Source organism: Pseudomonas sp. FG29, from assembly GCF_057809355.1.
Genome location: NZ_JBMDJU010000009.1, coordinates 143,373 through 168,548 on the forward strand (window position 1 = coordinate 143,373; position 25,176 = coordinate 168,548).

General features: G+C 65.2%; 27 protein-coding genes. 16 read left to right on the top strand and 11 right to left on the bottom strand.

Features of this window, described 5'->3' with window-relative positions; genetic code table 11:
• Positions 1-12 precede the first annotated feature (12 nt).
• The 5 genes from dsbD to ACODS1_RS12250 all read left to right on the top strand — a co-directional run bounded on the left by dsbD (position 13) and on the right by ACODS1_RS12250 (position 4,944).
• Complete coding sequence (gene dsbD, locus ACODS1_RS12230) at positions 13-1,743, top strand: protein-disulfide reductase DsbD (protein ID WP_489085854.1); 1,731 nt, start codon at positions 13-15, stop codon at positions 1,741-1,743.
• Entirely contained in the window at positions 1,743-2,552 is an 810-nt protein-coding gene (locus ACODS1_RS12235) for a TlpA family protein disulfide reductase (RefSeq protein ID WP_489085855.1), read from the top strand. The genes dsbD and ACODS1_RS12235 overlap by 1 nt, the downstream gene beginning before the upstream one ends.
• Positions 2,553-2,554: 2 nt before the next feature.
• Positions 2,555-3,316, top strand: coding sequence for a thiol:disulfide interchange protein DsbG (dsbG, locus tag ACODS1_RS12240; RefSeq protein ID WP_489085856.1), 762 nt, complete (start codon positions 2,555-2,557; stop codon positions 3,314-3,316).
• A gap of 66 nt (positions 3,317-3,382) precedes the next feature.
• The gene (locus tag ACODS1_RS12245) at positions 3,383-4,027 is read left to right on the top strand and encodes a c-type cytochrome (protein WP_489085857.1); all 645 of its coding nucleotides are present in this window, start codon (positions 3,383-3,385) and stop codon (positions 4,025-4,027) included.
• A complete protein-coding gene (locus ACODS1_RS12250; RefSeq protein ID WP_489085858.1) occupies positions 4,024-4,944 on the top strand; it encodes a c-type cytochrome in 921 nt (306 codons plus the stop codon). Before ACODS1_RS12245 ends, ACODS1_RS12250 begins: the two co-directional genes overlap by 4 nt.
• Positions 4,945-4,977: 33 nt before the next feature.
• Here ACODS1_RS12250 and ACODS1_RS12255 read toward each other — a convergent pair whose 3' ends face one another.
• Complete coding sequence (locus ACODS1_RS12255) at positions 4,978-5,712, bottom strand: substrate-binding periplasmic protein (protein ID WP_489085878.1); 735 nt, start codon at positions 5,710-5,712, stop codon at positions 4,978-4,980.
• A gap of 100 nt (positions 5,713-5,812) precedes the next feature.
• Positions 5,813-6,904 (bottom strand): endonuclease/exonuclease/phosphatase family protein, encoded by a 1,092-nt coding sequence (locus ACODS1_RS12260; protein WP_489085859.1) that lies wholly within the window; start codon positions 6,902-6,904, stop codon positions 5,813-5,815.
• A gap of 123 nt (positions 6,905-7,027) precedes the next feature.
• Between ACODS1_RS12260 and ACODS1_RS12265 the strand changes: the two genes are divergently transcribed.
• Both ACODS1_RS12265 and ACODS1_RS12270 read left to right on the top strand, forming a co-directional pair.
• Positions 7,028-7,873: an SDR family oxidoreductase gene (locus ACODS1_RS12265; protein WP_322980582.1), complete on the top strand. Its 846-nt coding sequence runs from the start codon at positions 7,028-7,030 to the stop codon at positions 7,871-7,873.
• Between the two features lies 1 nt (position 7,874).
• On the top strand, positions 7,875-8,618 hold the full coding sequence (locus tag ACODS1_RS12270) for a substrate-binding periplasmic protein (RefSeq protein WP_489085860.1): 744 nt from the start codon (positions 7,875-7,877) through the stop codon (positions 8,616-8,618).
• A 72-nt stretch (positions 8,619-8,690) separates the two neighbouring features.
• Here ACODS1_RS12270 and ACODS1_RS12275 read toward each other — a convergent pair whose 3' ends face one another.
• The gene (locus ACODS1_RS12275) at positions 8,691-9,356 is read right to left on the bottom strand and encodes a hypothetical protein (protein ID WP_489085861.1); all 666 of its coding nucleotides are present in this window, start codon (positions 9,354-9,356) and stop codon (positions 8,691-8,693) included.
• A gap of 55 nt (positions 9,357-9,411) precedes the next feature.
• The gene (locus tag ACODS1_RS12280; RefSeq protein ID WP_489085879.1) at positions 9,412-9,897 is read right to left on the bottom strand and encodes a YbaK/EbsC family protein; all 486 of its coding nucleotides are present in this window, start codon (positions 9,895-9,897) and stop codon (positions 9,412-9,414) included.
• Between the two features lie 102 nt (positions 9,898-9,999).
• On the opposite strand from ACODS1_RS12280, the gene ACODS1_RS12285 reads away from it, so the two are divergent.
• From ACODS1_RS12285 to rhlE1, 3 genes are all read left to right on the top strand, one after another.
• On the top strand, positions 10,000-10,479 hold the full coding sequence (locus ACODS1_RS12285; RefSeq protein WP_322980578.1) for a LabA-like NYN domain-containing protein: 480 nt from the start codon (positions 10,000-10,002) through the stop codon (positions 10,477-10,479).
• 8 nt (positions 10,480-10,487) lie between these two features.
• Positions 10,488-11,093, top strand: a complete 606-nt coding sequence (locus ACODS1_RS12290; protein WP_322980577.1) for a 3'-5' exonuclease — start codon at positions 10,488-10,490, stop codon at positions 11,091-11,093.
• A gap of 254 nt (positions 11,094-11,347) precedes the next feature.
• The gene (gene rhlE1 / locus ACODS1_RS12295) at positions 11,348-12,691 is read left to right on the top strand and encodes an RNA helicase RhlE1 (protein ID WP_489085862.1); all 1,344 of its coding nucleotides are present in this window, start codon (positions 11,348-11,350) and stop codon (positions 12,689-12,691) included.
• Between the two features lie 145 nt (positions 12,692-12,836).
• On the opposite strand, the gene ACODS1_RS12300 is transcribed toward rhlE1, so the two are convergent.
• From ACODS1_RS12300 to ACODS1_RS12310, 3 genes are all read right to left on the bottom strand, one after another.
• Complete coding sequence (locus ACODS1_RS12300; RefSeq protein ID WP_489085863.1) at positions 12,837-13,262, bottom strand: PAS domain-containing protein; 426 nt, start codon at positions 13,260-13,262, stop codon at positions 12,837-12,839.
• 4 nt (positions 13,263-13,266) lie between these two features.
• A complete protein-coding gene (locus ACODS1_RS12305; RefSeq protein ID WP_489085864.1) occupies positions 13,267-14,268 on the bottom strand; it encodes a response regulator in 1,002 nt (333 codons plus the stop codon).
• A gap of 211 nt (positions 14,269-14,479) precedes the next feature.
• Entirely contained in the window at positions 14,480-15,715 is a 1,236-nt protein-coding gene (locus ACODS1_RS12310) for a TIGR03862 family flavoprotein (RefSeq protein WP_489085865.1), read from the bottom strand.
• 114 nt (positions 15,716-15,829) lie between these two features.
• Between ACODS1_RS12310 and ACODS1_RS12315 the strand changes: the two genes are divergently transcribed.
• Positions 15,830-16,963: an aminotransferase class V-fold PLP-dependent enzyme gene (locus ACODS1_RS12315; RefSeq protein WP_489085866.1), complete on the top strand. Its 1,134-nt coding sequence runs from the start codon at positions 15,830-15,832 to the stop codon at positions 16,961-16,963.
• Positions 16,964-17,048: 85 nt separating this feature from the next.
• On the opposite strand, the gene ACODS1_RS12320 is transcribed toward ACODS1_RS12315, so the two are convergent.
• Complete coding sequence (locus tag ACODS1_RS12320) at positions 17,049-17,969, bottom strand: histone deacetylase family protein (protein ID WP_489085867.1); 921 nt, start codon at positions 17,967-17,969, stop codon at positions 17,049-17,051.
• Between the two features lie 57 nt (positions 17,970-18,026).
• On the opposite strand from ACODS1_RS12320, the gene ACODS1_RS12325 reads away from it, so the two are divergent.
• The 4 genes from ACODS1_RS12325 (at position 18,027) to ACODS1_RS12340 (ending at position 21,953) form a co-directional block, all read left to right on the top strand.
• Entirely contained in the window at positions 18,027-18,587 is a 561-nt protein-coding gene (locus ACODS1_RS12325) for a GNAT family N-acetyltransferase (protein WP_489085868.1), read from the top strand.
• Between the two features lie 109 nt (positions 18,588-18,696).
• Positions 18,697-19,566, top strand: a complete 870-nt coding sequence (gene tesB, locus ACODS1_RS12330) for an acyl-CoA thioesterase II (protein WP_489085869.1) — start codon at positions 18,697-18,699, stop codon at positions 19,564-19,566.
• On the top strand, positions 19,563-20,153 hold the full coding sequence (locus ACODS1_RS12335; protein WP_489085870.1) for an HAD family hydrolase: 591 nt from the start codon (positions 19,563-19,565) through the stop codon (positions 20,151-20,153). The genes tesB and ACODS1_RS12335 overlap by 4 nt, the downstream gene beginning before the upstream one ends.
• A gap of 468 nt (positions 20,154-20,621) precedes the next feature.
• Complete coding sequence (locus tag ACODS1_RS12340; RefSeq protein ID WP_489085871.1) at positions 20,622-21,953, top strand: MFS transporter; 1,332 nt, start codon at positions 20,622-20,624, stop codon at positions 21,951-21,953.
• Positions 21,954-21,960: 7 nt separating this feature from the next.
• Here ACODS1_RS12340 and ypfJ read toward each other — a convergent pair whose 3' ends face one another.
• Positions 21,961-22,821 carry a KPN_02809 family neutral zinc metallopeptidase gene (gene ypfJ / locus ACODS1_RS12345; protein WP_489085872.1) on the bottom strand — a complete coding sequence of 287 codons (861 nt, stop codon included), beginning with the start codon at positions 22,819-22,821 and terminating at the stop codon, positions 21,961-21,963.
• Positions 22,822-22,840: 19 nt separating this feature from the next.
• Positions 22,841-23,275, bottom strand: a complete 435-nt coding sequence (locus ACODS1_RS12350; RefSeq protein WP_489085873.1) for a DUF411 domain-containing protein — start codon at positions 23,273-23,275, stop codon at positions 22,841-22,843.
• A 127-nt stretch (positions 23,276-23,402) separates the two neighbouring features.
• On the opposite strand from ACODS1_RS12350, the gene ACODS1_RS12355 reads away from it, so the two are divergent.
• Positions 23,403-23,792, top strand: coding sequence for a DUF4345 family protein (locus tag ACODS1_RS12355; RefSeq protein ID WP_322980542.1), 390 nt, complete (start codon positions 23,403-23,405; stop codon positions 23,790-23,792).
• A 77-nt stretch (positions 23,793-23,869) separates the two neighbouring features.
• Here ACODS1_RS12355 and trmA read toward each other — a convergent pair whose 3' ends face one another.
• The gene (gene trmA / locus ACODS1_RS12360) at positions 23,870-24,958 is read right to left on the bottom strand and encodes a tRNA (uridine(54)-C5)-methyltransferase TrmA (protein WP_489085874.1); all 1,089 of its coding nucleotides are present in this window, start codon (positions 24,956-24,958) and stop codon (positions 23,870-23,872) included.
• Positions 24,959-25,176: the final 218 nt, after the last annotated feature.

Consider the following 25,176-nt stretch of genomic DNA (forward strand, 5'->3'; position numbering starts at 1 on the left):
CGCGGTGCCGTCATGCGTTCGCTCGTTGTTCTACTCAGTCTGTTCTGTAGCGCCGCGTTTGCCTCGCTGCCCATCGACGGCCTGCGCTCGGGCGATGACTTTCTCGCTGCCGAGCAGGCATTCGTGCTCGACGTGCAGCAGCAGAGCGAAGGTGAAACGACGCTGAGCTGGGACATAGCGCCTGGTTACTACCTGTATCAGCAACGGCTCAAGTTCACTGGCCTGACGGATGAACAGGCGCCAGAGCTACCACAGGGCCTGGCTCATGAGGACGAGTATTTCGGCGCCTCGCAGATCTATCGTGAGCGGCTGCAACTGACCCTGCCAGCCGAGGCGCGTGGGCGTATCGAGGTGCAATGGCAGGGCTGTGCCGATGCCGGCCTGTGTTACCCACCGCAGACCCGGATGCTCGATCTCGGTGGTACTGGCGCCATCGAAGCCGGCCGGACCGACGATCTGGCCTTGCTCGATGGTCTGCAGCAGCAGGCGCTGTGGCTGAGTATGGCGGTGTTCTTCGGCCTGGGCCTGCTGCTGGCGTTCACCCCTTGTTCACTACCGATGCTGCCGATTCTCGCGGGTATCGTGGTGGGTAGCCGCGCTTCGCCATCACGTGGCTTTGCCCTGGCGGGTACTTATGCGCTGAGCATGGCGCTGGTCTATGCGCTGCTCGGCGTACTGGCGGCAGCGCTCGGCGCCAATCTGCAGAGTCTGTTGCAGCAACCCTGGTTGATTGGCTCGTTCGCGACGCTGTTCGTGCTGTTGGCGCTGCCGATGTTCGGTTTCTTCGAGTTGCAATTGCCGGATGCGCTGCGGGATCGCCTGGAGCGGGTCGGGCGCGGGCGGCAGGGCGGTAGCCTGGTGGGGGCCGGTTTGCTCGGCGTGCTCTCTGGTCTGCTGGTCGGCCCCTGCATGACCGCACCGTTGGCGGCTGCCTTGCTGTTCATCGGGCAGAGTGGCGACCTGTTGCAGGGCGGCCTGGTGCTGTTCGCGCTGGGGCTGGGCATCGGTACGCCGCTGGTGCTGCTGGTAACGCTGGGCAATCGCCTGCTGCCCAAGCCGGGGCTGTGGATGGAGCGGGTCAAGGTGGTGTTCGGTTTTCTCTTCCTGGCCACGGCGCTGTACCTGCTGCGGCCACTGCTGGCCGAGTCGATCTGGCTGGCACTGAGCGGCGCCTGGCTGATCCTGGCGGCCAGCAGTCTCGTGCACCTGGCTGCTCAGCTTCAGGCGCAGCGTGCGCTGGCCCATGCCGGCGCAGCGTTACTCGGATTGTGGGGCGTGGCGATGCTGCTGGGCGCGGCGGCTGGCGGCAGCGATCCTTTGCGCCCTTTGGGGGTGTTCACTGCTGTCGCTGCGCCCCAGGCCGAGGTGCGCACGGCCAGCTTCGTCGATGTGCGCGAGCCCGAACACCTGCAGCGCGAACTGGATGAAGCCAAGGCGCAGGGACAATGGGTGCTGGTGGACTACTACGCGGACTGGTGCGTGTCGTGCAAGGTCATGGAGCGCGAGGTATTCGGCAACACCGAGGTGCAGGCGCGCCTGGCCGATGCGCGCAAGCTGCGTCTGGACGTCACCGCGCCTGGGGCGGCGAGCCGTGAACTGCTCAGCCGTTACCAGGTACTGGGGCCGCCGACGCTGCTGCTGATCGGCCCGGACGGCGAGGAGAGGCGCCAGCAGCGCATCACCGGCGAGGCGGATGCGCAGCAGTTTTTGCGGGTCTGGGATAGCACGATGGAGCGTGGCTGATGTTGACGATAGGTGTAGGTCCGCTGGCGCTGGGCGTCAGCCATGTATTGCTGTTGGTGAGCCTGCTGCTGGCGACCCTGGTCGGCTGGTGGCTGGGGCGCAAGCGTCAGGTCAATCCGGAAAAACTGATCTTTCGCCTGTTGCTGGCCGCCTTGCTGGGCGCGCGCCTGGCTTTCGTCGCGCTGTATTTCGAGCACTATCAGGATGCGCCCTGGCGCGTGATCGACATCCGCGATGGCGGCTTCATCGCCTGGGGCGGTGTGCTGGCAGCAGGGCTGCTGGGCGCCTGGTATCTGTGGCGTCACGCGCAGTTGCGTGTGGCGCTGGGCGGTGGCATGGCCACGGGGCTACTGATCTGGGGCATGGGCAGCCTGGTGCTGCACACGCTGGAGCAGGGTACACGGCTGCCGGAACTGGCCCTGCGCGATGTCCAGGGGCAGTCGGTGGTGCTGCGCGAACAGCTTGGCCAACCCATGGTGATCAATCTCTGGGCGACCTGGTGCCCACCTTGCCGGCGGGAGATGCCGGTACTGGCCGAGGCGCAGCGTGAGCATCCGGGTGTGACCTTCGTCTTTGCCAACCAGGGCGAGGGTGCTGGAGAGGTCAGTGCCTTTCTCACTAGCCAGGCGCTGCAACTGGACAACGTGCTGCTCGACAGTGGCGGCCGCCTCGGGCAACTGGTTGGCTCACGGGCACTGCCCACCACCTTGTTCTACGACGCCGAGGGTCGCCAGGTTGGCAGCCACCTCGGTGAACTGTCCCGCGCCAGCCTGGCCCGGGCCCTGGAAACCCTGAAGACGGACGAATGATCATGAACTCAATCAAGTCTCTAGCCTTGCTCGGCTTGTTGCTGACGCCACTGGCCCAGGCCGATGAGCTGCCTGCGGCGATCAAGGCTGTCGAAGGCCGTGGGGCCAAGGTAGTGGGTAGCTTCGACGCGCCTGGTGGACTCAAGGGCTATGCCGCGCGCTACAACGGCCAGGGGCTGGCGCTGTACCTGACGGCCGATGGTGAGCATGTGCTGATCGGTACCTTGCTCGATGCCAAGGGTGAGGACCTGACCAAGGAGCCACTGGAGCGTCTGGTCTATCAGCCGCTGGGCCAGGAGATGTGGCAGCAGTTGCAAGACAGCACCTGGATCGCTGACGGCGACGACAAGGCGCCACGCGTCGTTTACATGTTCTCCGACCCCAACTGCCCTTACTGCAACATGTTCTGGCGTCAGGCGCGGCCCTGGGTCGAGGCTGGGCGTGTGCAGGTACGCCACGTCATGGTCGGCATGCTGCGCCCGGACAGCCCCGGCAAGGCGGCGGCGCTGCTCGATGCCAGCGATCAGCGCAAGGCGCTCGGCGAGCATGAATCGGCCGGACGCGAAAGCACGCTCAAACCAATGGGCAAGATCCCCGAAAAGATCACGGAGCAACTGAACGCCAACATGGAGCTGATGGGAGAAATGGGCGCCTCCGCGACGCCGGCCATCTACTACCTCGATGATGCGGGCCGTCTGCAGCAGCAGAACGGTGCGCCGCGTCCGGACATGCTGGAAACCATCATGGGCTCTGCCAAGCCCTGAGTGACGGCGCACAGCCTTGGTTGTGCGCCTGGAAAAGCCTGATAACAACTATTGAAGAGGATACCAATGAGAGCCTCTCGTTTATCTCTGCTAGGGCTGTGTGTGGCGCTGACGTCCAGCGTGTTCGCTTTCGAGTCGCTACCGCTTGCGCAGCAAGGCGGCGTCAGCCAGGTGATGCTGACTTGCACGGCATGTCACGGCGATGCCCTGATGGGCGTGGCGGCTGCCGGTTTTCCACGTCTGGCCGGGCAATCTGCCGACTACCTGGCCAAGCAGCTTTATGACTTCAAGGCGGGCAAACGCTCCAATCCCTTCATGCAGCAATTCGCGGCCGGGTTGAGTGATCAGGATATCCAGTCCGTGACGCGGTTCTTCGCCGCGTTACCAGCGGCACAGTACGCAAGACCCAACCGTGCCGCAGCGGCCAGCGACCTCGGTGCGCGCCTGGCTTTGCGTGGCGCCTGGGAACGCAATATTCCCGAGTGCGTGTCCTGTCATGGCCCGGGAGGTGTCGGCGTTGGCAAGACCTTCCCGCCCCTGGCCGGGCAGCCTGCTGCGTACCTGGCCAATCAGTTGCACGACTGGCAGAAGGGCGTGCGCCGCAATGATCCGAACGACCTGATGGGGCATATCGCCAAGGCCCTGAACGAAGAAGAAATCCAAGCCGTGTCCGACTACTTTGCCGGTCTGCCCGCCGGAGGTGCCCGATGAAACACCTGATCCCGTTCGCGCTTGGCCTGGCCAGCGCTGCCACCGCCCATGCCGCGACCATCGCCATGGAAGACCAGAGTCAGCTACCCGCAGCGCCGGCCAAGGCCGAACATAGCGAGTGGTTTCAGCCTCCGCATGAGAAAGACCTGCCCAACGATGGATTCGGCCAACTGGTACGTGAGGGGCGAGCTATCTTCGTCGATACCCGCAACCAGGCGAGCGAGTATGTCGGCAACGGCATGAACTGCACCAACTGCCATCTGGATCAGGGGCGCAAGGCCAACTCGGCGCCGTTGTGGGGTGCCTACACCATGTATCCGGCTTATCGAAAGAAGAACGACAAGGTCAACAGCTTCGCCGAGCGTATCCAGGGCTGCTTCCAGTTCAGCATGAACGGCACCGCGCCAGCGGTGGACAGCCACATCATCAACGCCATCACGGCCTATTCGTACTGGCTGGCGACCGGTGCCCCGGTGGGCAAGGCGCTACCGGGGCGGCTGTATCCAGTGGTGCAGGAACCGGCGGGTGGCTATGACCTGGCCCGTGGCGAGCAGGTCTATCAGCAGCAATGCGCGGTTTGTCATGGCGATAACGGTGAGGGGCAGAAAGCCGGCAAGGACTATGTCCTGCCGCCGCTATGGGGTAAGGACTCCTACAACTGGGGAGCGGGCATGCACCGTATCAACACCGCCGCCGGCTTCATCCGTCACAACATGCCGCTGGGCAAGGGCGGTACGCTCAGCGATGCCGATGCCTGGCATGTGGCGGCCTACATGAACAGCCACGAGCGCCCGCAGGACCCTCGGCTGATCGACGGCTCCATCGAGAAAACCCGAGACAAGTACCACGCTGATGATGGTGTGAACCTGTACGGCAAGGTCGTCAACGGCGTGATGCTCGGGCAAGGGGTGGACTGAACCCGTGCCCTGGAGAGCTGCCGATATCTCTGATCAGTACAGCCGCAGATCCTCGCCGGCCTCTTCGAGTTGCTGGTATGCATGCTCCATATCGTCGCGCAGGCGTTCGGCTCCCGGCCAGGCGCGCGAGTAGATGAACTTCAGCGGTAGATGCTGCAGTTGCACGAACGGTAGCTCGGCCATGCCCAGGCGGCGCCTGGCCTGTTCGACCGGTGTCTGGTAGTCGAGCAGGAAGTCGCCACGGTGGCGCTGCAGCATTTCCAGTGCCGAGGTGTGAGTCGCGGTGCGGTGCAGGGTGAGGTTCAGCGCGGGGTCTTCCAGCCATTCATTCACTGCCTGCCAATAGCTGTAGCCGGTGATCAGAATCAGGCTCCGATCCTTTAGATCCTCGGGTAGGCGCGGTAGCAGGGTATCGCGCAGGAAGTACAGATTCAGGGTGATTTCACCCAAGAGGTTGCGTCCTTCCAGCGTATGCGCGGCCAGCTCCGGCTTGCCCGGTGCGCCCAGCCACAGCTGCACGCTGCCGTCACGCAGGCCGCTGTACAGACGGGCGCCGGGGTAGGAGCGGAAGTCGCCGGTATAGCCGGCCTGCTGCAGCAGGCGCCGGGTCAGTGCCAGGCCGGGGCCGGCAGGCTCACCCTGGGCGTCGGTGTAGGTATAGGGCGGGAATTCGTAGTAGCCGACCTGAATATGGCGTGTGCCATCGGTGGCCTGGGCTACAGGTAGCCAGAGCAGGGCGAAAAGCAGCAGGCAGAAACGTCTTGGCATCCGGGTGTCGCGGCGCTGGGCCGTCTTGTCATTGTCGGGCTGGACGAGCATGGACAACTCGTCAGGGCCTGTCCAGCCCGATACGTCAGGCTGATACGCACTACTGCTGGTGCGGCAGGAAGAAACGGCCGATCAGCGGCAGGTGGTCGGAGATGGCCTGGGTGTCATGCTGGCGTACCTGGCTGGTGAAGGGGGTCAGGTGCGGGCTGTAGAACAGGTAGTCGAGCGTGCGATCCGGGCCGCTGGCCGCCGGATCGTTGGGATAGTGGGTGTACCACTTTGCCTGCTGCGTTCCGCTGGCCTGCACGAGGCTGGGAATCATCGGGTAGCGGCGGGCAAGGTTTTGCAGTTCGCTGTCGGCGGCGTACCAGCCGCGCTGATTTTCCGGCAGGTGCTGGAACTGGCCGGGTGGCAGCAGGTTGAGGTCGCCGCCCAGTACCCAGGGCGCATCGGTTTTCTGCAGGTGTTGCAGCAGGCCATCGGTCATCGCCACCTGGCGCTGCATGGTGTCGTTGCCTTGGGCGAAGGCATCGAAATGGGTATTGATGGCCACCAGTTCGCCACCGCCGCGAATCGGCAGGTAGCTGACCAGCAGCGCGCGCTTGAGCTGGAACAGATGGCTGATCGGGTCGCTGGGCATTTCCGGCAGTTGCAGGCGCTCGGCCCGGCTGATCCGGAAGCGGCTCAGGGTGCCGAGCTTCATGCCGACGCTGCCGAGGATGCGCGGGTGTGGGACGAAGCCGGCCTTCCAGTAGAAGGCCTGGCTGGCGCAGGGGTAGAGATCGGCCAGGCGCGCCTGCAGCAGCGCGAGCTGATCCTGGTAGTCGGTGGCCCGGGCGCCGTCGTGCAGTTCCTGTAGCAGCACCACGTCCGGCTTTTCGTCGCGCAGGATGCGCACCACCTCGTCGAGCGTGGTGGCCAGATCCTCGCTGCTCGGGCGGGTGTCCGGGCCATCGCCGTCGGGCAGGTCGTACCAGAACACATGGCGCTTGCCGGCCAGGTACTGCACGTTCCAGGTCATCACCTTCAGCGCCTGGCCCGGCTGCAAGGGCGGCACCTTGCCGTTGCAGGCGCTCGGCGCCACTTCGTGCGCTTTGGGCTGCCAGGTCAGGGCGTAGATCAGCGCGCACAGCGCACCGAACAGCAGCACCAGGGCAAGTGCGAGCAGACGGGCGAGGCGAGGCAGGGACATGGCAGTGTCGACGACTATGCTGAGAAGGTGGCGAGAATAACCGACCCGGGCCTCGTGGCCCAGGCTGGGTGACAGTTGTCATGGTGACCGTGCTAAAAAGCCTGGCAGACGGGGAGAGTACAGATGCATCGCAAGGTATTCGCCAACAAGGTATTCGAGCGCAAGGTGGTGTTGGTCAGCGGTGGTTGCGCCGGGATCGGTCGGGCACTGGTCATGCGCATGGCGCAGGCCGGTGCGCGCCTGGTGATCCTCGATCTCGATCAGGCGGCGCTGGACAGCCTGGTGCAGCACCTGGCCGATCATCACAATGCCGAGGCGCTCGGCCTGCTCTGCGACGTGGCCGACGCCGAGGCGGTGCAGCGCGCCGTGGCACTGGCGGTGGATCATTTCGGCGGTATCGACGTGCTGGTCAACAATGCCGGCATCACCCATCGCAGCACCTTCGCCGATACCCGGCTGGACGTGTTCCAGCGGGTCATGGCGGTCAACTACTTCGGCGCCCTGCATTGCACCCAGGCGGCCCTGCCGAGCCTGATCGCGCGCAGCGGCCAGGTGATCGTACTCAGCTCGTTGTCGGGCATCGCGCCGTTGCTCTACCGCAGCGCCTACAACGCCAGCAAGCATGCGCTGCATGGCCTGTTCGAAACCCTGCGCTACGAGCTCAAGGGCTCGGGCGTGAACGTGATGCTGGTGTGCCCTGGCTTCACCGCCACCGATCTGCGCAAGAATGCCCTGGTTGGGGACGGCTCGGTGGCTGCGCAGCCGCCGCTGGCAATGGGCAAGGTGGCCTCGCCGCAGGACGTCGCCGAAGCGATCTACCGTGGCGCACTCAGGCGCAAGCGCCTGCTGGTGTTGTCCAATGTCGACTGGCGGGCCCGCTTGCTGGCGCGCTTCTTCCCCCGGCTGTTCGAACGGGCGCTGCTGCCGCGCCTGTCCGGGCTCAAGCCGCAACGCTCCGAGGTGCGCTGATATGCGTCGTTGCTGGCTTGGCCTGTTCCTGTTGCCCTTGCTTTGCCGGGCTGCGGAACCTGAGCCGTTGCGGGTGATGACCGATCTTTGGCCGCCGTTTCGCATGGAGGCGGCCGACGGCACACTGATCGGGCTGGACATCGATCTGCTCGATGAACTGTCGCGGCGCAGCGGCTTGCGCTTCGAGATCGAGCGCGCACCCTGGGCGCGAGGCCTCGCCGCCCTGGAGCAGGGGCGTGCGGACATGATGACCGGTCTGGCGAAAACCCCGGAGCGCGAGCGCTATATCCAGTACCTGGAGACGCCTTATTACGCCTGTTCGCCACGTTTCTACGCCCGGCCGTCGGTGGCATCGCTACTCGATCGTTACGACCGCCTGCGCGGGCTGCGCATCGGCTATGTGCTGGAGTCGGCCTATTTTCCGCGCTTCGATGCCGACCAGGCGCTGGACAAGGTCGGCGTCAGCGCCGAGGCACAGTTGCTGGAAATGCTCGTGCGCAAGCGCATCGACACACTGATCGGCACCGATTGCCAGGTCGATTTCGCCCTGCTCGACCCCAATCTGGCCGGGCATATCGTCAAGGCAAGCTACCAGCCGCAGGCGCGTACCGATCTTTACATCGGCTTCTCCCGCAAGCGTCTGGCGCAACTGCCCCGCGTAGCGGCTGCGCTGAGCAGCATGCAGACCGATGGCTGGATCGCCCGTGCGGCCATGCGCTATCACGAGGTCGTAGTGCAGCAGTAGCTGCAGTCTGCATGAGGCTGGCCGTCACCGCCCGTCCGCCTGAGACAGCCTGGCCGGCACGACTCATCCGGCCTAGTCGTTATTTTCCGGTGCCGGTTGCTGCCCTTCGAGCAGCATGAACAGGCGAAACAGCACCACGATGGCGAACAGCTGGAGGAAGCCGCTGGCGCTTTGCTGCACCACCCAGAGCAGGGTGTCGCTCGGTTCCGGAACCGTCCACCAGTCCAGCAACCAGAGGGGCAGGAGTACGTTGAGCAGGCAGGTCAGCACTGGCCAGAAGCGCCCTTCGGTCATCGCGAAACTGCCTTGCAATGCGCGCAGTGGCGGCTCCTGGCGCAGCACCAGCAGGAGTTCGGCGAAAGCCAGGCGCACCATGACCCAGATCCCCGGCACGATGAACAATGACAGGCCGAGCATGATCGCCAGCGTGCTGAAACCGGCCAGCAGCGCGAAGCTTGGCCACAACTGCAGGCCGGCGGCGAACAGTTGGGCGTTGCCGGGCGTCTGCCCGTTGCTGCGTGCGTGCAGGAAGAGAATCAGCGGGCCGGCATACAGCGGATAGAACAGGATGCCGAGCAGGATGCCGTACGCGGGGTTGGCGCCTGCGCCGAGCTGGGAGGCCAGCAAGGCCTGGGCGATGGCTTCGAGCAGCAGCAGTGGCAGGGTCAGGCGGGCGATGGCGGCCAGGTTGTGGCTGGAAAAGAACCAGGCGTCACGCAGGACGGAAAGTGGACTCATCGGCAGATTACCAAGGGTGAAGGCCCCCGCACTGTGGCGGGTTGCCGGGACAGGTTCAAGGGTACTCCAGCTGTGCATTGGGATGCGCAGCGAGCAGACGCGGCAGCTCTTCGCCTGGTACTTCCAGGGTCAGCTCGGGCGGGCCGGGGGAGTACAGAAGAAAGTCGCAGGCCAATACCGCGCGATCGATCAGCAAGGTGATGCTCGCGTCGTGGCCGAACGGGCAGGCGCACATCGGCACGCAGCCGGTCTGCGCGCTCAGCGCCTCGTCGCTGGCGACACGTGGGCGCTTGCCCAGCAGGTGCTTGAGCGCGGCCCAGTCGGCGCGTGTACCTTCGAGGGTGATCAGCATGGCGTAGCGCGTGCCGTCCACCTGCAGGAACAGGCTCTTGCTCTCCACTCCACGCAGGCCGAACCGCTGGCGCACGGCATGCGCGGTGGGGTAGTCGAGCACGGGCTCGTGCTCGACTAGGCGATGACGGATTTGCAGGCGCTGAAGCAGGTCGAGGTTGCGTTGGCAGAGGCGGTCGAGAGGCGTCATGTCGGTCAGCATAGGGGTTGCGCCGCATCCGGGCCAGCCCTGGGCGCGTCGGCAGCCCGGCTCTGGCATACTGGCGCCTTCGTTGCCCCCCGAGGACTCCCGGTGAAGAAGATCGCCGTATTCGCCGATGTGCAGAACCTCTACTACACGGTGCGCCAGGTGCATGGCTGTCACTTCGACTACAGCGTGCTGTGGGCCGAGGTCAGCCGCCGTGGCGTGATCGTAGAGGCCTACGCCTACGCCATCGACCGTGGTGACGCCAAGCAGCAGCAGTTCCAGCAGATCCTGCGCAAACTGGGTTTCACCGTGAAGCTCAAGCCTTACATCCAGCGTGCCGATGGCTCGGCCAAGGGCGACTGGGACGTGGGCATCACCATCGATGTGCTCGACGCCATCGACCGTGTCGACGAGATCGTCCTGGCCTCTGGCGATGGCGATTTCGACCTGCTGCTCGAACGCGTGCGCAGCCGTGGCGTCGAGGCCATCGCCTTCGGCGCGCCAGGGCTGACCGCGCAGTCGCTGATCCGCGCCGCCAGCCTGTACGTGCCCATCGAGGGCGAACTGTTACTACGCAACAACTGAGGTTTCACGTGGAATCCATCGCCGTTATCGACTTCGAAACTACGGGCGTATCGCCGAGCCAGGCGCGCGCCACCGAAATCGGCGTGGCCATCATCGAAGGCGGGCGCATCGTCGACCGTTACCAGAGCCTGATGAACAGTGGCGCCTGGGTGCCGCCGTTCATCGAACAGCTCACTGGTATCAGCAATGCCATGCTGCGCAAGGCGCCGCCGTCCGATCAGGTGATGAACGAGGTGGCCGAGTTCATCGGTGACAGACCGCTGCTGGCGCACAACGCCGCCTTTGACCAGAAGTTCTGGGACGCTGAGCTGGCGCGTGTGCGCCGCCGTCGCTCGCAGCCGTTCGCCTGCTCGTTGCTGCTGTCGCGGCGTCTGCTGCCGGAAGCACCCAGCCACAAATTGGGCAACCTCAACGCCTGGGCTGGTTTGCCGGACACAGGTCGGGCCCACCGTGCCCTGGCCGATGCCGAGATGGCGGCGAACCTGACGTTGCACCTGTTCGGCCTGCTGCGTGAACGCCATGGCCGGCACCAGGCCGATCATGCGTTTCTCTGCCAGTTGCAGAACCTCTCCGCTGCCAAGGTGCGCGCGCTGTTGGCAGCGCCATGTCCGTAGCCCGGATGCAATCCGGGAATTCAGATGGGTAAATCCCCGGATTGCATCCGGGCTACCTAGCTTGCGTCTGCGAGGTTTGTAGGAGGGGCTTTAGCCGCGAGCGTTTATAGCGGCTAAAGCCCCACCCACTGTTCTGTCCTGGCACAGACTGTAGGATTTTCGCGGCTGAAACGGAATGCCGCCCAGCCGCTCCTACGGTGGGCGTGAACGGGTAAACTATGCGCCTGTTTCTCTGACTCCTGCGGTTACCCTCCATGACCTTCGCCTCCCTCGGTTTGATCGAGCCGCTGCTGCGCACCCTCGCCGATCTCGACTACCAGACCCCGACTCCGGTGCAGAGCCAGGCCATCCCGGCCGTGCTCAAGGGCCGCGACCTGATGGCCGCTGCGCAGACCGGCACCGGCAAGACCGCCGGTTTCGCCCTGCCGCTGCTGCAGCGTCTGACCCTGGAAGGCCCGCAGGTGGCAAGTAACTCGGTGCGCGCGCTGGTGCTGACGCCGACCCGCGAACTGGCCGAACAGGTGCTGCAGAGCTTTCTGAGTTACGGCCAGCATCTGCCGCTGAGCAGTTACGCGGTGTACGGCGGGGTCAGCATCAACCCGCAGATGATGAAACTGCGCAAGGGCGTCGACGTGCTGGTGGCCACGCCGGGCCGGCTGCTCGACCTGTACCGACAGAACGCGGTGAAGTTCTCCCAACTGCAGACGCTGATCCTCGATGAGGCCGACCGCATGCTTGACCTGGGCTTCGCCCGCGAGTTGGACGAGCTGTTCAGTGCGCTGCCGAAAAAGCGCCAGACCCTGCTGTTCTCCGCCACCTTCTCCGATGCCATCCGGCAGATGGCCGGCGAGCTGCTGCGCGACCCGCTGTCGGTGGAAGTCAGCCCGCGTAATGCTGCGGCAAAAACCGTAAAGCAGTGGCTGATCCCGGTGGACAAGAAGCGCAAGAGCGAGCTGTTCCTGCACCTGCTGCAAGTCAAACGCTGGAGCCAGGTCCTGGTGTTCGCCAAGACCCGCAAGGGCGTCGACCAGCTAGAGCAGGAACTGCTGGCCATGGGCGTGGCCGCCGACTCGATCCACGGCGACAAGCCGCAGCCGAGCCGCTTGCGTGCGCTGGAACGCTTCAAGGCCGGCGAGGTGCAGATCCTGGTGGCCACCGATGTGGCCGCGCGTGGCCTGGATATCGACGACCTGCCGCTGGTGGTCAACCTCGACCTGCCGATCAATGCCGAGGATTACGTGCACCGCATCGGCCGTACCGGCCGTGCCGGCAGCACCGGCGAGGCGATCTCCCTGGTCTGCGCCGACGAGGTGGATCAGCTGGCGGCCATCGAGAACCTGACTCAGCAACTGATCAAGCGCGTCGACGAGCCGGATTTCATTCCGGATCATCGCGTACCGCTGACGGCAGTTGGTGGCCAGGTGTTGAAGAAGCCGAAAAAGCCCAAGCAGAAGCTGATTCCTGGTGCGGCCAAGCCTGCCGGCAAGGGCAATATCCACCTCGGCCGCTGGTTCGAGGAGGAGGACAGCAAGCCCAAGGCCAAGGCGGTGCGCAAGGTGCCTAGCTTTGGCAGCAAGCCCAAGGGGGGCAAGAAATAGCAGGCTAAGTTGGCGGTTTGCACCCGCCCTACGGGTGCAAACTGTAGGGCGGGGGAACCCCGCCAGCTAGTAGGGCGGACTCAGGAGCGCCAGCGAACAGTCCGCCATGCAGGCTCCCTGGCGTACTGTCTGTGGCGAGTACGCCCTACGGCTGCGCCGCCACCGCCGCTGCCGTCATGTCATAGATCACCAGGCACACATGCTCCACCGGCTGGCCGGCGAGTGGCAGCAGGGTGACGTTCTGGTACATGAAATCGGCCTGGCCGGTGATTGGCTGGTAGCTCTTGAAGCGCATCAGGTACGGACGTTGTTGCCACAGGCTGAAGGCGCGGGTTCCCAGTTGCACCACGCTTTCCACCTTGCGTTCCAGCCAGGGGCGATCGATCTCGGGGAACAGTTCGAACAGCGAGCGCCCTTGCGCCTGATCCGGCCCCAGGCCTGAATGGTTTTCCATGAAGGCGTTCCACACCTCGACGCGGTACTGGCGGTCGAGCACCACCACGCCGACGTCGATGCATTGCACGATGTCGAGCAGCCAGTGAACTTCCTTGATATCGATCTGCGCGGGCATCGCCTTACTCCATCAGGTAGCCGATCTTGCCGGTCAGGCGTTTGATCGAGTCTTCGGTGAACAACAGCAGCAGGTCGAAATGAATGGCGTGGCCTTCGAGGCTGTAGCTGATCTCGACGGCAAGGGTCTTGCGCCAGCGCTGGGCATTGACCTGAATGAGCTGGTCGAGGCTGGCGTGCTGGCCGAGCAGTTGCGGATGACCCTGGGAGAAGCGCAGGTCGAGCTGTTCGGCAACGCCGGCCAGGCACGCGCCGATCAGAATACTGGCCAGATCCAGCAGCATCTCCGAGGTTTCCGCCTCGTTCTTCGGCTGCCAGCCCAGCAGACGCGCCATGTCGTTCACTTCCGAGTCATGGAACAGCAGCAATGCCTCACCGGCGATGGCTTCGCCGATAAAACCCTGGCAAATGGCACTGAAGCGTTCGCCGCGCTGGGCGTCGACCAGGGTCATGTGCAGTTCGCTGACTTCGAAGATGTTCACCTGCGGCACGGGGAGCTGCACGAATACGCCGAGCACCTTGGCCAGCAGCGCGGCAGCGCGGCCCATGGCGACGTTGGTCACCTCGCGCAGGGCGTCGCGGAAGCTCACCTTCAGCTCAGGCAGTTCCACGGCCTGAGCGTGTGGCGCCGGGCTGGGTTGCGGATTGAACAGGCCCAGTTCGAGCAGCGTCTGGCGCAGAATCTCGGGGTCGGCCGGCTTCTTGATGAAGGCCAGCGCGCCCAGCTCGCGGACGCGACGCACGGCTTCGTCCTGTACGTCACCGGAAACCACGATGACCTGGGTACTGAGCCCCTCTGCCTTGAGCGCAGCCAGGGTCTGGTAGCCGTCGAGCACCGGCATGGTCAGGTCGAGCAGCATGACCTGTCCCTGTCCCTGGCGGATCAAGGCCAGGGCTTCCTCACCATTGCTCGCCTGGCTGAGGCTAACCGGCCATTCAGCTGGAAGCGCGCGGATCAATTGCTTGCGCGCCATATTGGAGTCGTCGCAGACCAGCAGGGGGATCACGGCGTGGTTTTACCTGTGTGGAGAAGCGCTGGAAAACAGCATAGCTGCACGCCGAGCGGCGTCACAGCGCTTTGCGTGCTTTTTCAAGCGTAGCTCGGATGAAATCCGGGGGCTGATGTGGCGCTGTCCCGGATTACATGAGGGCTACGAGGCTTTTCCTTGTGTAGGGCGGGTGCAACCCGCCAACAGGGGATGGCGGGTTGCACCCGCCCTACGGTTCTAGCCAGTTCAGCACGCCTTGTGCGGCCACCCGACCGCTGGCGAAGCAGGCGGTGAGCAGGTAGCCACCAGTGGGTGCTTCCCAGTCGAGCATTTCGCCGGCGCAGAACACGCCGGGCAGCGACTTGAGCATCAGGCCCTCATCCAGCGCTGCGAAAGGCACGCCGCCGGCGCTGCTGATCGCCTCATCCAGCGGTCGAGTACGCAGCAGGGTAAGCGGCAGCGCCTTGATCCAGGGCGCCAGATCGGCAGGCTCGGCAAAGGCAGCAGCCGGCGCCAGCTCGCGGAGTAGCGCAGCTTTCACCCCATCGAGTCCCGCCTGGCGGTGCAGGTGCTTGGCCATCGAGTGTTTGCCACGCGGCTTGGCCAACGCCTGTTGCAGCTTTGCCAGTGGCATCTGCGGCAGCAGATCGAGGTGGATCAGCGCCTGGCCGTCGGCCTCGATGGCGCGGCGGATAGCGGCGGAAAAGGCGTACACCAGGCTGCCTTCGATACCGCTTGCGGTCAGCACGAATTCACCGATGCGGGCGGGCTGATCGGGCAGGGCGAGGGCGACGTTCTTCAGCGGCGCACCGGCGAATTTTTCCCTGAGGTATTCGCTCCATCCGTCCACCTCGAAGCCGCAGTTGCTCGGTTTCAGCGCCGCGACCTCGATACCGCGCGCCTGCAGCAGCGGCACCCAGGCGCCATCCGAGCCCAGCCGCGCCCAGCTGCCACCGCCCAAAGCCAGCAGGCAGGCATCAGCGGCCAAGGCGCGTTCGCCGTCGGCGTCTGCGATACGCAGGCTGCCGTCGTCGTTCCAGCCCAGCCAGCGGCTGCGTGTATGGATCACCACGCCCAGTTCGCGCAGGCGACGCAGCCAGGCGCGCAGCAATGGCGCGGCCTTCATGTCGCCGGGGAATACGCGGCCGGAGGTGCCAACGAAGGTATCGATGCCCAGGCCATGAATCCACTCGCGCAGGGCATCGGCGTCGAACTCGCGCAGCAGCGCCGCGACTTCGGCCTGGCGCTCGCCGTAGCGGCTGATAAAGTCGTCCTTGGGCTCGGAGTGGGTGATATTCATGCCGCCGACACCGGCCAGCAGGAACTTGCGCCCCACCGAGGGCATGGCGTCGAACAGCTCCACCCGCACGCCGCCTTGCGCCAGCACTTCGGCAGCCATCAGCCCGGCAGGGCCGCCGCCGATGATGGCGACGTGATGAGTGATGGGCTGGGGTGCTGTGGTCATGGCGGCAGGACGGTCGAAGAAAGGCTGCGCATTCTACCCGAGTGCCTCGTGGCCTTGTCATTTGCCCAGGCATCGGGCAGGTTCTGTGCGAACCTTTTTTGGATGGAGCCTGCCATGTCCCATATCTGCCCCGACATCGACCCCGATGGCCTGATCGAATATTCGGTGGTTTACACCGACCGCTCGCTGAACCATATGTCGCAGTCGTTCCAGAGTGTGATGCGCGATATCTCCGCCACCCTGAAACAGGTCTACAACGCCCATGCCGTGGCGGTGGTGCCGGGCAGCGGCACCTATGGCATGGAGGCGGTGGCGCGCCAGTTGGCGACCGGGCAGAAGTGCCTGGTGCTGCGCAACGGCTGGTTCAGCTACCGCTGGACGCAGATCTTCGATATGGGTCGGATTCCCGCCGAAGCGCATGTGCTCAAGGCGCGCCCGGTCGCCGAAGGCCCGCAAGCCGCCTTCGCTCCGGCGCCGCTGGACGAGGTGCTGGCGACCATCGCCGAGCAGAAACCGCAGGTGGTATTCGCCCCGCACGTGGAAACCTCCTCGGGCATGATCCTGCCGGACGATTACCTGCGCGCGGTGAGTGACGCGGTGCATGCCGTTGGCGGCTTGTTCGTGCTCGATTGCATCGCCTCCGGCGCCCTCTGGGTGGACATGCAGGCCTGTGGCATCGACGTGCTGATCAGCGCCCCACAGAAGGGCTGGAGCGCTTCGCCCTGCTGCGCGCTGGTGATGATGAGCGAGGCGGCCCAGGCGCGCGTCGAAGCGACCCAGAGCACCAGCTTCGCCTGCGACCTGAAGAAGTGGCTGCAGATCATGCAGGCCTACGAGCAGGGCGGCCATGCCTATCACGCCACCATGCCCAGCGATGCCCTGGCGCGCTTCCGCGACGCTATGCTGGAGGCCAAGGCCCTCGGTTTCGCCAAGGTGCGCGAGCAACAGCAGGAACTCGGTGACCGGGTGCGTGCGCTGCTGGCAGCACGCGGCTTCAAGAGTGTGGCGGCCAAGGGCTTCGATGCACCGGGCGTGGTGGTCTGCTACACCGACGACGCGCAGATCAAGACCGGCGCCAAGTTCGCTGCCATCGGCCTGCAGATCGCCGCTGGTGTGCCGCTGCAGTGCGACGAGCCGGCGGACTTCCAGACCTTCCGCCTTGGCCTGTTCGGGCTCGATAAGCTGCAGAATATCGAACGCACCGTGGCCACGCTGGAACAGGCGTTGGACAAGGTGCTGGCCGGCTGAGCCATTCGCTGAACTGGCGGGTTGCACCCGCCCTACGTGTCGAGCAGGCCTGTAGGGCGGGTGCTACCCGCCATCGGAAGCGCGCTTAGCCCAACCCGCGCGCCGCCCACACCTTCGCCGCGCTGTGATGGAGGATGCCGTGGCGGCGGGCAAGGGCAGTGTGATCCTTGGAGTAGCCACCGCCGATCACCCCGAGTACCGGTATGTCGCGCCCCAGGCAGTGCTGCAGCACCGCTTCGTCGCGCGCCGCCAGGCCGGCGTCGGTGAGTTGCAGGTAGCCCAGGGCATCGTCCTTGTGCACGTCGACGCCGGCGTCGTAGAGCACCAGATCCGGCTGGTAGATCGGCAGCAGGTAGTTCAGCGTATCGTCCACCACCTTCAGGTAATCGGCGTCGCCCATCCCGCGTGGCAGGGGAATGTCCCAGTCGCTGTTGGCCTTGCGCGCCGGGAAGTTCTGTTCGCAGTGCAGCGATACGGTGATCGCGTCCGGCTCGTCTTCCAGCAGCCGCGCGGTGCCGTCGCCCTGGTGCACGTCACAGTCGAAGATCAGCACCCGATGCACGCGGCCTGCTTCAAGCAGGTAGCGGGCGATCACCGCCAGGTCGTTGAAGATGCAAAAGCCCGACGGAAAGTCGTAGTGCGCATGGTGCGTGCCCCCGGCCAGGTGGCAGGCCAGGCCGTGACGCAGCGCCAGTTCGGCGGTCAGCAGCGAACCGCCCACGGCACGTATCGTGCGCCGCGCCAGCGCCTCGCTCCAGGGCAGGCCGAGGCGGCGCTGGTCTTCATGGGACAGCTCGCCGGCCATGTAACGGGCGATGTAGTCCGGGCAATGCACCAGGCCGAGAACCTCCGCCGGGCACAGCTCGGGGCGTTGCAGCTCGGCATCGCGGGTCAGGCCGCTCTCGACCAGGTGATCGCGCAACAGACGGAATTTTTCCATGGGGAAACGATGCCCGGTCGGGAAGGGCGGGCTGTAATCCTCGTGGTAGACCAGCGGTAAGCGCATACACTTTAACCTTGTTGACGCGACGGCCTATGGTCGCAATCTGCCGAGTCAATCGCCATGCCTTTGATCGAAACCCACAGTGAGCGGCTGTTGTTGCGCGCCTGGCGCGACAGTGACCTGCCGGCGCTGGCCGCGCTCAATGCCGATGCCGAGGTGATGCGCCATTTCCCGGCACCGCTGGATGCCGCGCAGAGCGAGCAGATGCTGGCGCGTCTGCGCGCGCAGTTTGATCAATATGGCTTTGGTTTCTGGGCGCTGGAACGGCGCGACACGTGTGAGCTGATTGGGGTCACCGGGCTGGCGCATGTCAGTTTCGAGGCGCCCTTCGTGCCCGCCGTGGAAATCGGCTGGCGTCTGGCCCGGGCGCACTGGCGTCAGGGCCTTGCCCGTGAGGCGGCGTGCGCGGCACTGGTCGTGGCCTTCGAGCGTCTCGGGCTGGACGAGGTGGTGAGTTTTACCGTGCCGGCCAATCTGCCTTCGCAGGCGGTGATGCGCAGCATCGGCATGCAGCGTGACGAGCGTGGTGATTTCCTTCATCCGAAATTGCCGAACGGCCATCCGCTGCAACCGCACCTGCTCTATCGCATCAGCCGTGAGCGATGGCTGGCGCGACGATGATCGCCGCATTTCGGCCGCTGATCGCCTGCCGATGCCGACAGACGCGCGCAAATTCTTTACCATCTCGCTCCCTGCCCACCCCGACCCATACCGCACGAGGAGAGACTCCATGACCCAGGTGCTCAACGATCTGGTCGCGCTGCTCAGCCTGGAGCAGATCGAGGAAAACCTGTTCCGTGGCGTCAGCCAGGATCTGGGCTTTCGCCAATTGTTCGGTGGCCAGGTACTTGGCCAGTGCATTTCCGCCGCCAGCCAGACGGTCGAGGAAGCGCGCCATGTGCATTCCATGCACGGCTACTTCCTGCGCCCCGGCGATGCCAGCCTGCCGGTGGTCTATCAGGTCGACCGCACCCGCGACGGCGGCAGCTTCAGCACGCGCCGCGTCACCGCGGTGCAGAAGGGCCATCCGATTTTCTTCTGCAGCGCCTCGTTCCAGTACGACGAGGAAGGGTTCCATCATCAGAGCCCGATGCCCGAAGTGATCGGCCCGGAGAACCTCAAGTCGGAAACCGAGCTGGCGCGCCTGGTGGCGGCGATGATCCCGGAACGCCTGCGTGATCGGGCCATCAGCGACAAACCCATCGAGATTCGTCCGGTCACCTCGGTCAACCCGTTCGACCCGAAGCCGGCCGAGCCGGTGAAGTACGTGTGGTTCCGCGCTGCGGGCGAACTGCCGGACGACCCGCAACTGCACAAGTACCTGCTGGCCTACGCCAGTGACTTCAACCTGCTCACCACCTCGCTGCTGCCGCATGGCGTCTCGGTGTTCCAGAAGTTCATGCAGGTGGCCAGCCTCGACCATTCGCTGTGGGTGCATCGCAACCTGCGCATGGACGACTGGCTGCTGTACGCCATGGACAGCCCCTGGGCCGGCAATGCCCGTGGCTTCTCCCGCGCCAGCATCTTCAATCGCCAGGGCGAACTGGTGGCCTCGGTCGCCCAGGAAGGCTTGACCCGCGTGCGTGAGGACTGGAAATGAACCTCGACGATGTTCGCCACTGGGTGTTCGACATGGACGGCACCCTGACCCTGGCCGTGCACGATTTCCCGGCGATCAAGCGGGTGCTGGGCATTCCGCAGGAAGATGACATCCTCCACCACCTCGCGGCGCTGCCAGCCGAGGAGGCTGCCGCCAAGCACGCCTGGCTGCTGGAACATGAGCGCGAACTGGCGGTGGCCTCGCAGCCGGCGCCGGGCGCCATCGAGCTGGTACGCAGCCTGCGTGAGCGCGGCTGCCGGCTCGGTATCCTGACCCGCAACGCCCATGAGCTGGCGTTGCTGACCCTGCAGGCCATCGGCCTGAACGACTGCTTTGCCGTGGACGACATCCTCGGCCGTGACGAGGCGCCGCCCAAACCGCACCCCGGCGGTTTGTTGCATCTGGCCGAACGCTGGCAGGTGGCGCCGAGCGAGTTGCTGATGATCGGCGATTACCGCTTCGACCTGGAATGCGCCCAGGCTGCCGGGGCACGGAGCGTACTGGTCAATCTGCCGGACAACCCCTGGCCGGAGCTGACCGAGCTGCATGCCGTGGATTGTGCGCAGTTGTTGGCCCGGCTGGGCTGATTCTGCCGCTGCAGTGAAGAGCGTCGCCGCCTGGCTTTCGCCAGGTTTGGATCCATTGACGCCTGAAGGCGTGCTCGATATTGATCGCCAGGCGTAGGGCGGGTGTAACCCGCCGACAGAGGAGCTGGCGGGTTACACCCGCCCTACGGTTTTAGTCCGTGCGCCCCCTGCGCTGGCGGCGTTCGATCAGCGCACACAATCTTGGTGCCCTGAAAAAGGGCTGAAAGCCAGATTTTGCCAACCTTTCACGCATTTTTCGTCGACTCGGCATGGTCTCGCCAGCCTGTCGATGAATTGTGCTTTGGATCCAGCTCTGCGAGCTTGCCCTGGGTTGTCACCCGACAAGAACAATCAAGGGTTCTCGCTGATGAATCATGCCTGCTTTTCGCTGGTAGCGGTCTGCTGCCGGCTGTGTCCTCTCGCCTCCAATGCACTGTCCATGCCGATTGCCGGCAAGGAGGGTGGGCAATGAGTGATCTACGCCAGATAGTCGATCAGGGGCCGATGCGCGGCTTCCAGTGGGTGGCCATCGCCGTGTGCGTGATGCTCAACATGATCGATGGTTTCGATGTGCTGGTGATGGCCTTTACCGCGTCGTCGGTGACGGCGGAATGGTCGCTGAGCGGTGCCGAACTGGGCATGCTGCTCAGCGCCGGCCTGCTCGGCATGGCACTGGGCTCGCTGCTGCTGGCGCCTTGGGCTGATCGCATCGGCCGGCGCCCGCTGATCCTGTTGTGTCTGGTGCTGTCCGGCACGGGCATGGTGCTGTCGTCGCTGAGTCAGTCGCCCACACAACTGGCACTGCTACGCGGCCTGACCGGGCTGGGCATCGGCGGCATTCTTGCCAGCAGCAACGTGATCGCCAGTGAATACGCTTGCGCGCGCTGGCGCGGCCTGGCCGTCAGCCTGCAGTCCACCGGCTATGCGCTGGGGGCGACGCTAGGTGGCCTGCTGGCGGTCTGGCTGCTGTCGCATTGGGGCTGGCGCTCGGTGTTCCTTGCCGGCGGGCTGATCACCTTCGCCGCCATCGCCCTGGTGCTGCTGTGGCTGCCGGAGTCGCTGGACTTCCTGCTCAGCAAGCAGCCGCGCAATGCCTTGCAGCGAGTCAACGCCCTGGCGGCGCGCCTGCAGCAGCCGAGCCTGAGCGCCTTGCCTGCACGCCCCGTGCAGGCGGCGGGTGGCAGCAGCAACCCGGTGCTGCGCCTGCTCGAGCCGAGTTTGCTGCGCAGCACGCTGCTGATCTGGCTGCTGTTCTTCCTGGTGATGTTCGGCTTCTACTTCATCATGAGCTGGACGCCCAAGCTGCTGACCTCGGCCGGTTTGTCGGTGCAGCAGGGCGTCACCGGCGGGGTGCTGCTGAGCGTTGGCGGCATCTTCGGCGCCACGCTGCTGGGGCTGCTCTCCGCACGTTTCGCCCTGCCACGGGTGCTGGCCGCTTTCATGCTGATCACGGCGGTGATGCTGCTGGTGTTCACCACTATCGGCTCGTCCTACCTGGCCGCACTGGGCATGGGGCTGCTGATCGGGCTGTTTTCCAACGGTTGCGTGGCCGGTCTGTATGCGTTGTCGCCGTTGCTCTATGGCGCGTCGATCCGGGCCACTGGCGTGGGTTGGGCCATCGGTATTGGCCGTGGCGGGGCGATTCTGTCGCCGACCGTGGCCGGGCTGATGCTCGACGGTGGTTGGCAGCCGCTGGAGCTGTATGGCTGGTTCGCCCTGGTGTTCGTCGCGGCGGCGCTGCTCTTGCTGGTGCTGTTGCCGGCGCGCCGGGTGGCGAGTCTGACGCCTTCGCAGGCCTGAGTGATCGTTACAGGCGCGTTGCCTTGAAGGTGTCGCAACGCCCTGGCTGGCCCGTGTCGAAACCGGTGCTGAACCAGCGCACGCGCTGCTGCGAAGTGCCATGGGTGAAGGCGTCCGGCACCACCTGACCACGGGCCTGCTTCTGCAGGCGATCATCGCCGATGGCGCTGGCCGCGTTCAGCGCCTCTTCCAGATCACCAGCTTCCAGCCAGGCGTGGCGCCGCTGGGCATGATGGGCCCAGACGCCGGCCAGGCAGTCGGCCTGCAGTTCCTGGCGCACCAGCAAGCCGCCGTCGCCCTCGACCCGCTCGCCACGTTGGCGCGCGGCGTTGACCTTGGCCGAGACGCCCAGCAGCGTCTGCACGTGGTGGCCGACTTCATGAGCGATCACATAGGCCTGGGCGAAATCGCCCGCCGCCGCGAAGCGCTGCTCCATCTCGCGGAAGAACGCCATGTCCAGGTACACGCGCTGATCGCCCGGGCAGTAGAAGGGGCCGACTGCCGAGCTGGCAAAGCCGCAGGCCGAGTTGACGCCGCCGGAGAACAGCACCAGTTGCGGATCGCGATACTGCTTGCCGGCCTGCTGGAACAGCTCGCGCCAGGTGTCCTCGGTATCACCGAGAATGGCACTGACGAAGTTGCGTTGCTCATCCTGGGCCGGCGCTGTGCGATCAGTCTGGCTGACCTGCGGTTGCGTGGCCTGGCCGGCGATCTGACCGAGTATCTGCAGCGGATCCTGCCCGGTGAGCAGGCCGAAAATGACGATCACCGCCACTCCGCCCAGGCTCAGGCCACCGCCGACGCGCATGCCGGTACGGCCGCGTGCGTCCACCACGTTGTCACTGCGTCTACCGCGCTGCCAGCGCATGGGCGTGCTCCCTGTTCGCTCAGTTGGCCGGATAGTCGCTCAGCACGACGTCCTGGTGCTCACGATCCACACCGATCACCTGGTAGGCATCCACGCGGCCACCATATTCCATGCCGGGCGACCCCATGGGCATGCCGGGCACGGCGGCGCCGAGCAGATCCGGGCGCTGGCGCAGCTTGAGAATATCGGCGGCCGGGACGTGACCTTCGACGAACTTGCCATCGATCACGCCGGTGTGACACGAAGCGAGGCGCGGCGGCACGCCAAGGCGCTGCTTGACTACGCTCATGTCGTTTTCCACATGGTCGTTGACCACGAAACCGTTGGCCTGCAGGTGATCGATCCAGGCGGTGCAGCAGCCGCAGTTGGCGTCACGGTGCACGTCGATGGTCAGTGGCTCGGCGGCTTGAGCCAGGCCACTGCAGAGGCAAAGGGCGAGGAGAGTGCGGCGCATGATGGGACTCCTGAAGGTGAGAGCCAAGGATAGCCCGCCCTTGCCGACCGCCCAAGCCATTGCGACTAGGCGTCGCGACTGACGGCGCCTATGCTGCTGGCTGCCTTCAACGATCAGGAGCCCGCCGATGCTGTTCGCCCGAATCGTACTGATGATCCAGATTGTCGCCCTCGCCGGTCTGGGGCTGGCCTACTTCATTCGCCCCGAGGAAATGGCCAGCTTCAGTGGTGCGCTGTTGATGGGCAATGCCGCCGTCACCGAGGTGCGCGCCTACTACGGCGGCCTGCAACTGGGCCTGGCCGCCTACCTGGTGATGGCGCTGACGCGCCTGGATCTGTTGCGCCCGGCGCTGACGCTGCTGACTCTGCTCTACGCCGCGCTGGCACTGGCGCGTATCGCCGGCCTGTGGCTGGACGGCGGCGCGCAGCAAACCTTCAACCTGACGGCGCTGCTGCTGGAGGTGATATCAGCCGGGCTGGCCTGGTGGGCGTTGCGGGGGATTCAGCGCGAGAGCTGATGGGCGATCGGGCACTTCACGCAGGTGGACAAAAAAGCGTTGTCCACCTTACTGCCGGCGCTCGGTTGCACTCAGGCTTAGCGCCTTTCCAGCAGCACACCCGCTTCCATGTGATGGGTGTAGGGGAACTGGTCGAACAGGGCGCAGCGCGTCACCTTGTGGGTGTCGGCGAGCTGGGCGATGTTGGCGGCCAGGGTCTCCGGGTTGCAGGAGATATACAGGATGCGTTCGAAACGCCGGGTCAGCTCGCAGGTGTCCGGATCCATCCCGGCGCGCGGCGGGTCGACGAAGACGCTGCCGAAGTCGTAGCTCTTGAGGTCGACATCGGCCAGGCGGCGGAACGGGCGCACCTCGTTGAGCGCCTGGGTCAGTTCCTCGGCGGACAGGCGCACCAGCTCGACATTGCTCAAGCCGTTGTCAGCCAGGTTGGCCAGGGCGGCGTTCACCGAGGTCTTGCTGATCTCGGTGGCCAGCACGCGGCGCACGCGGGTGGCCAGCGGCAGGGTGAAGTTGCCGTTGCCGCAGTACAGTTCCAGCAGGTCATCGCTGCGCTCGCCGAGCACGTCATAGGCCCAGCCCAGCATCTTTTCACACACTCGGCCATTGGGCTGGGTGAAGGCGCCTTCCGGCTGGCGGTAGCGGAAGCTGCGCCCGGCCACGCTGAGTTCTTCTTCCACATAGTCGCGGCCGATCACCAGGCGCTGGCCACGGGAGCGGCCGACCAGGCTGACGTTCAGCTCGGCCGCCAGTTTTTCCGCCTCGGCCTGCCAGGCTGCGTCCAGCGGGCGGTGATAGGCCAGGGTGATCAGCGCATCACCTGCCAGTGTGGTGAGGAACTCGACCTGGAACAGCTTGAACGACAACGCCTCGCTGGCCTGCCAGGCGGCGCGCAGGCGCGGCATCAGGTCGTTGATGCGCAGGCTGGCGATGGGGAAGTCGTCGAGCAGGATCGGTGTGTGCTTGTCGCCCGGGGCGAACATCGCGTAGTGGCGCTGGCCATCTTCACGCCACAGACGGAATTCGGCGCGCATGCGGTAGTGCTCGCGTGGCGAGTCGAACACCTCGGGTTCCGGTGCAGCGAACGGCGCCAGCAGTTCGACCAGGCGGGCCTTCTTCTCGGCGAGTTGGGCGTCGTAGGTGGCGGGGTCGAATGCGGGGCGGTTCATCGGTCACTCATGCGGGCAGAAAAACGGGGCGCCATTGTAGCCATTCCGTTGCCGACGTGCCGGTGTCGTCGATCATTGGTGGGGCGGGTGGGGGCGTTGAGTGGAAGGGGATGGGCAGGGGGAGAGGTGGGCTGAAGCCCACCCTACGCGACACTCGATCCATGTAGATACTGTTATTTGACGCAAGCGACATGGAGTTCGGGGTCGAACTTTCGCCC

Bases quoted from the DNA above. Each gene is read 5' to 3' on its own strand.
- dsbD (WP_489085854.1), top strand. From the start codon at position 13: ATGCGTTCGCTCGTTGTTCTACTCAGTCTGTTCTGTAGCGCCGCGTTT.
- ACODS1_RS12235 (WP_489085855.1), top strand. From the start codon at position 1,743: ATGTTGACGATAGGTGTAGGTCCGCTGGCGCTGGGCGTCAGCCATGTA.
- dsbG (WP_489085856.1), top strand. From the start codon at position 2,555: ATGAACTCAATCAAGTCTCTAGCCTTGCTCGGCTTGTTGCTGACGCCA.
- ACODS1_RS12245 (WP_489085857.1), top strand. From the start codon at position 3,383: ATGAGAGCCTCTCGTTTATCTCTGCTAGGGCTGTGTGTGGCGCTGACG.
- ACODS1_RS12250 (WP_489085858.1), top strand. From the start codon at position 4,024: ATGAAACACCTGATCCCGTTCGCGCTTGGCCTGGCCAGCGCTGCCACC.
- ACODS1_RS12255 (WP_489085878.1), bottom strand. From the start codon at position 5,712: ATGCCAAGACGTTTCTGCCTGCTGCTTTTCGCCCTGCTCTGGCTACCT.
- ACODS1_RS12260 (WP_489085859.1), bottom strand. From the start codon at position 6,904: ATGTCCCTGCCTCGCCTCGCCCGTCTGCTCGCACTTGCCCTGGTGCTG.
- ACODS1_RS12265 (WP_322980582.1), top strand. From the start codon at position 7,028: ATGCATCGCAAGGTATTCGCCAACAAGGTATTCGAGCGCAAGGTGGTG.
- ACODS1_RS12270 (WP_489085860.1), top strand. From the start codon at position 7,875: ATGCGTCGTTGCTGGCTTGGCCTGTTCCTGTTGCCCTTGCTTTGCCGG.
- ACODS1_RS12275 (WP_489085861.1), bottom strand. From the start codon at position 9,356: ATGAGTCCACTTTCCGTCCTGCGTGACGCCTGGTTCTTTTCCAGCCAC.
- ACODS1_RS12280 (WP_489085879.1), bottom strand. From the start codon at position 9,897: ATGACGCCTCTCGACCGCCTCTGCCAACGCAACCTCGACCTGCTTCAG.
- rhlE1 (WP_489085862.1), top strand. From the start codon at position 11,348: ATGACCTTCGCCTCCCTCGGTTTGATCGAGCCGCTGCTGCGCACCCTC.
- ACODS1_RS12300 (WP_489085863.1), bottom strand. From the start codon at position 13,262: ATGCCCGCGCAGATCGATATCAAGGAAGTTCACTGGCTGCTCGACATC.
- ACODS1_RS12310 (WP_489085865.1), bottom strand. From the start codon at position 15,715: ATGACCACAGCACCCCAGCCCATCACTCATCACGTCGCCATCATCGGC.
- ACODS1_RS12315 (WP_489085866.1), top strand. From the start codon at position 15,830: ATGTCCCATATCTGCCCCGACATCGACCCCGATGGCCTGATCGAATAT.
- ACODS1_RS12320 (WP_489085867.1), bottom strand. From the start codon at position 17,969: ATGCGCTTACCGCTGGTCTACCACGAGGATTACAGCCCGCCCTTCCCG.
- ACODS1_RS12325 (WP_489085868.1), top strand. From the start codon at position 18,027: ATGCCTTTGATCGAAACCCACAGTGAGCGGCTGTTGTTGCGCGCCTGG.
- tesB (WP_489085869.1), top strand. From the start codon at position 18,697: ATGACCCAGGTGCTCAACGATCTGGTCGCGCTGCTCAGCCTGGAGCAG.
- ACODS1_RS12335 (WP_489085870.1), top strand. From the start codon at position 19,563: ATGAACCTCGACGATGTTCGCCACTGGGTGTTCGACATGGACGGCACC.
- ACODS1_RS12340 (WP_489085871.1), top strand. From the start codon at position 20,622: ATGAGTGATCTACGCCAGATAGTCGATCAGGGGCCGATGCGCGGCTTC.
- ypfJ (WP_489085872.1), bottom strand. From the start codon at position 22,821: ATGCGCTGGCAGCGCGGTAGACGCAGTGACAACGTGGTGGACGCACGC.
- ACODS1_RS12350 (WP_489085873.1), bottom strand. From the start codon at position 23,275: ATGCGCCGCACTCTCCTCGCCCTTTGCCTCTGCAGTGGCCTGGCTCAA.
- ACODS1_RS12355 (WP_322980542.1), top strand. From the start codon at position 23,403: ATGCTGTTCGCCCGAATCGTACTGATGATCCAGATTGTCGCCCTCGCC.
- trmA (WP_489085874.1), bottom strand. From the start codon at position 24,958: ATGAACCGCCCCGCATTCGACCCCGCCACCTACGACGCCCAACTCGCC.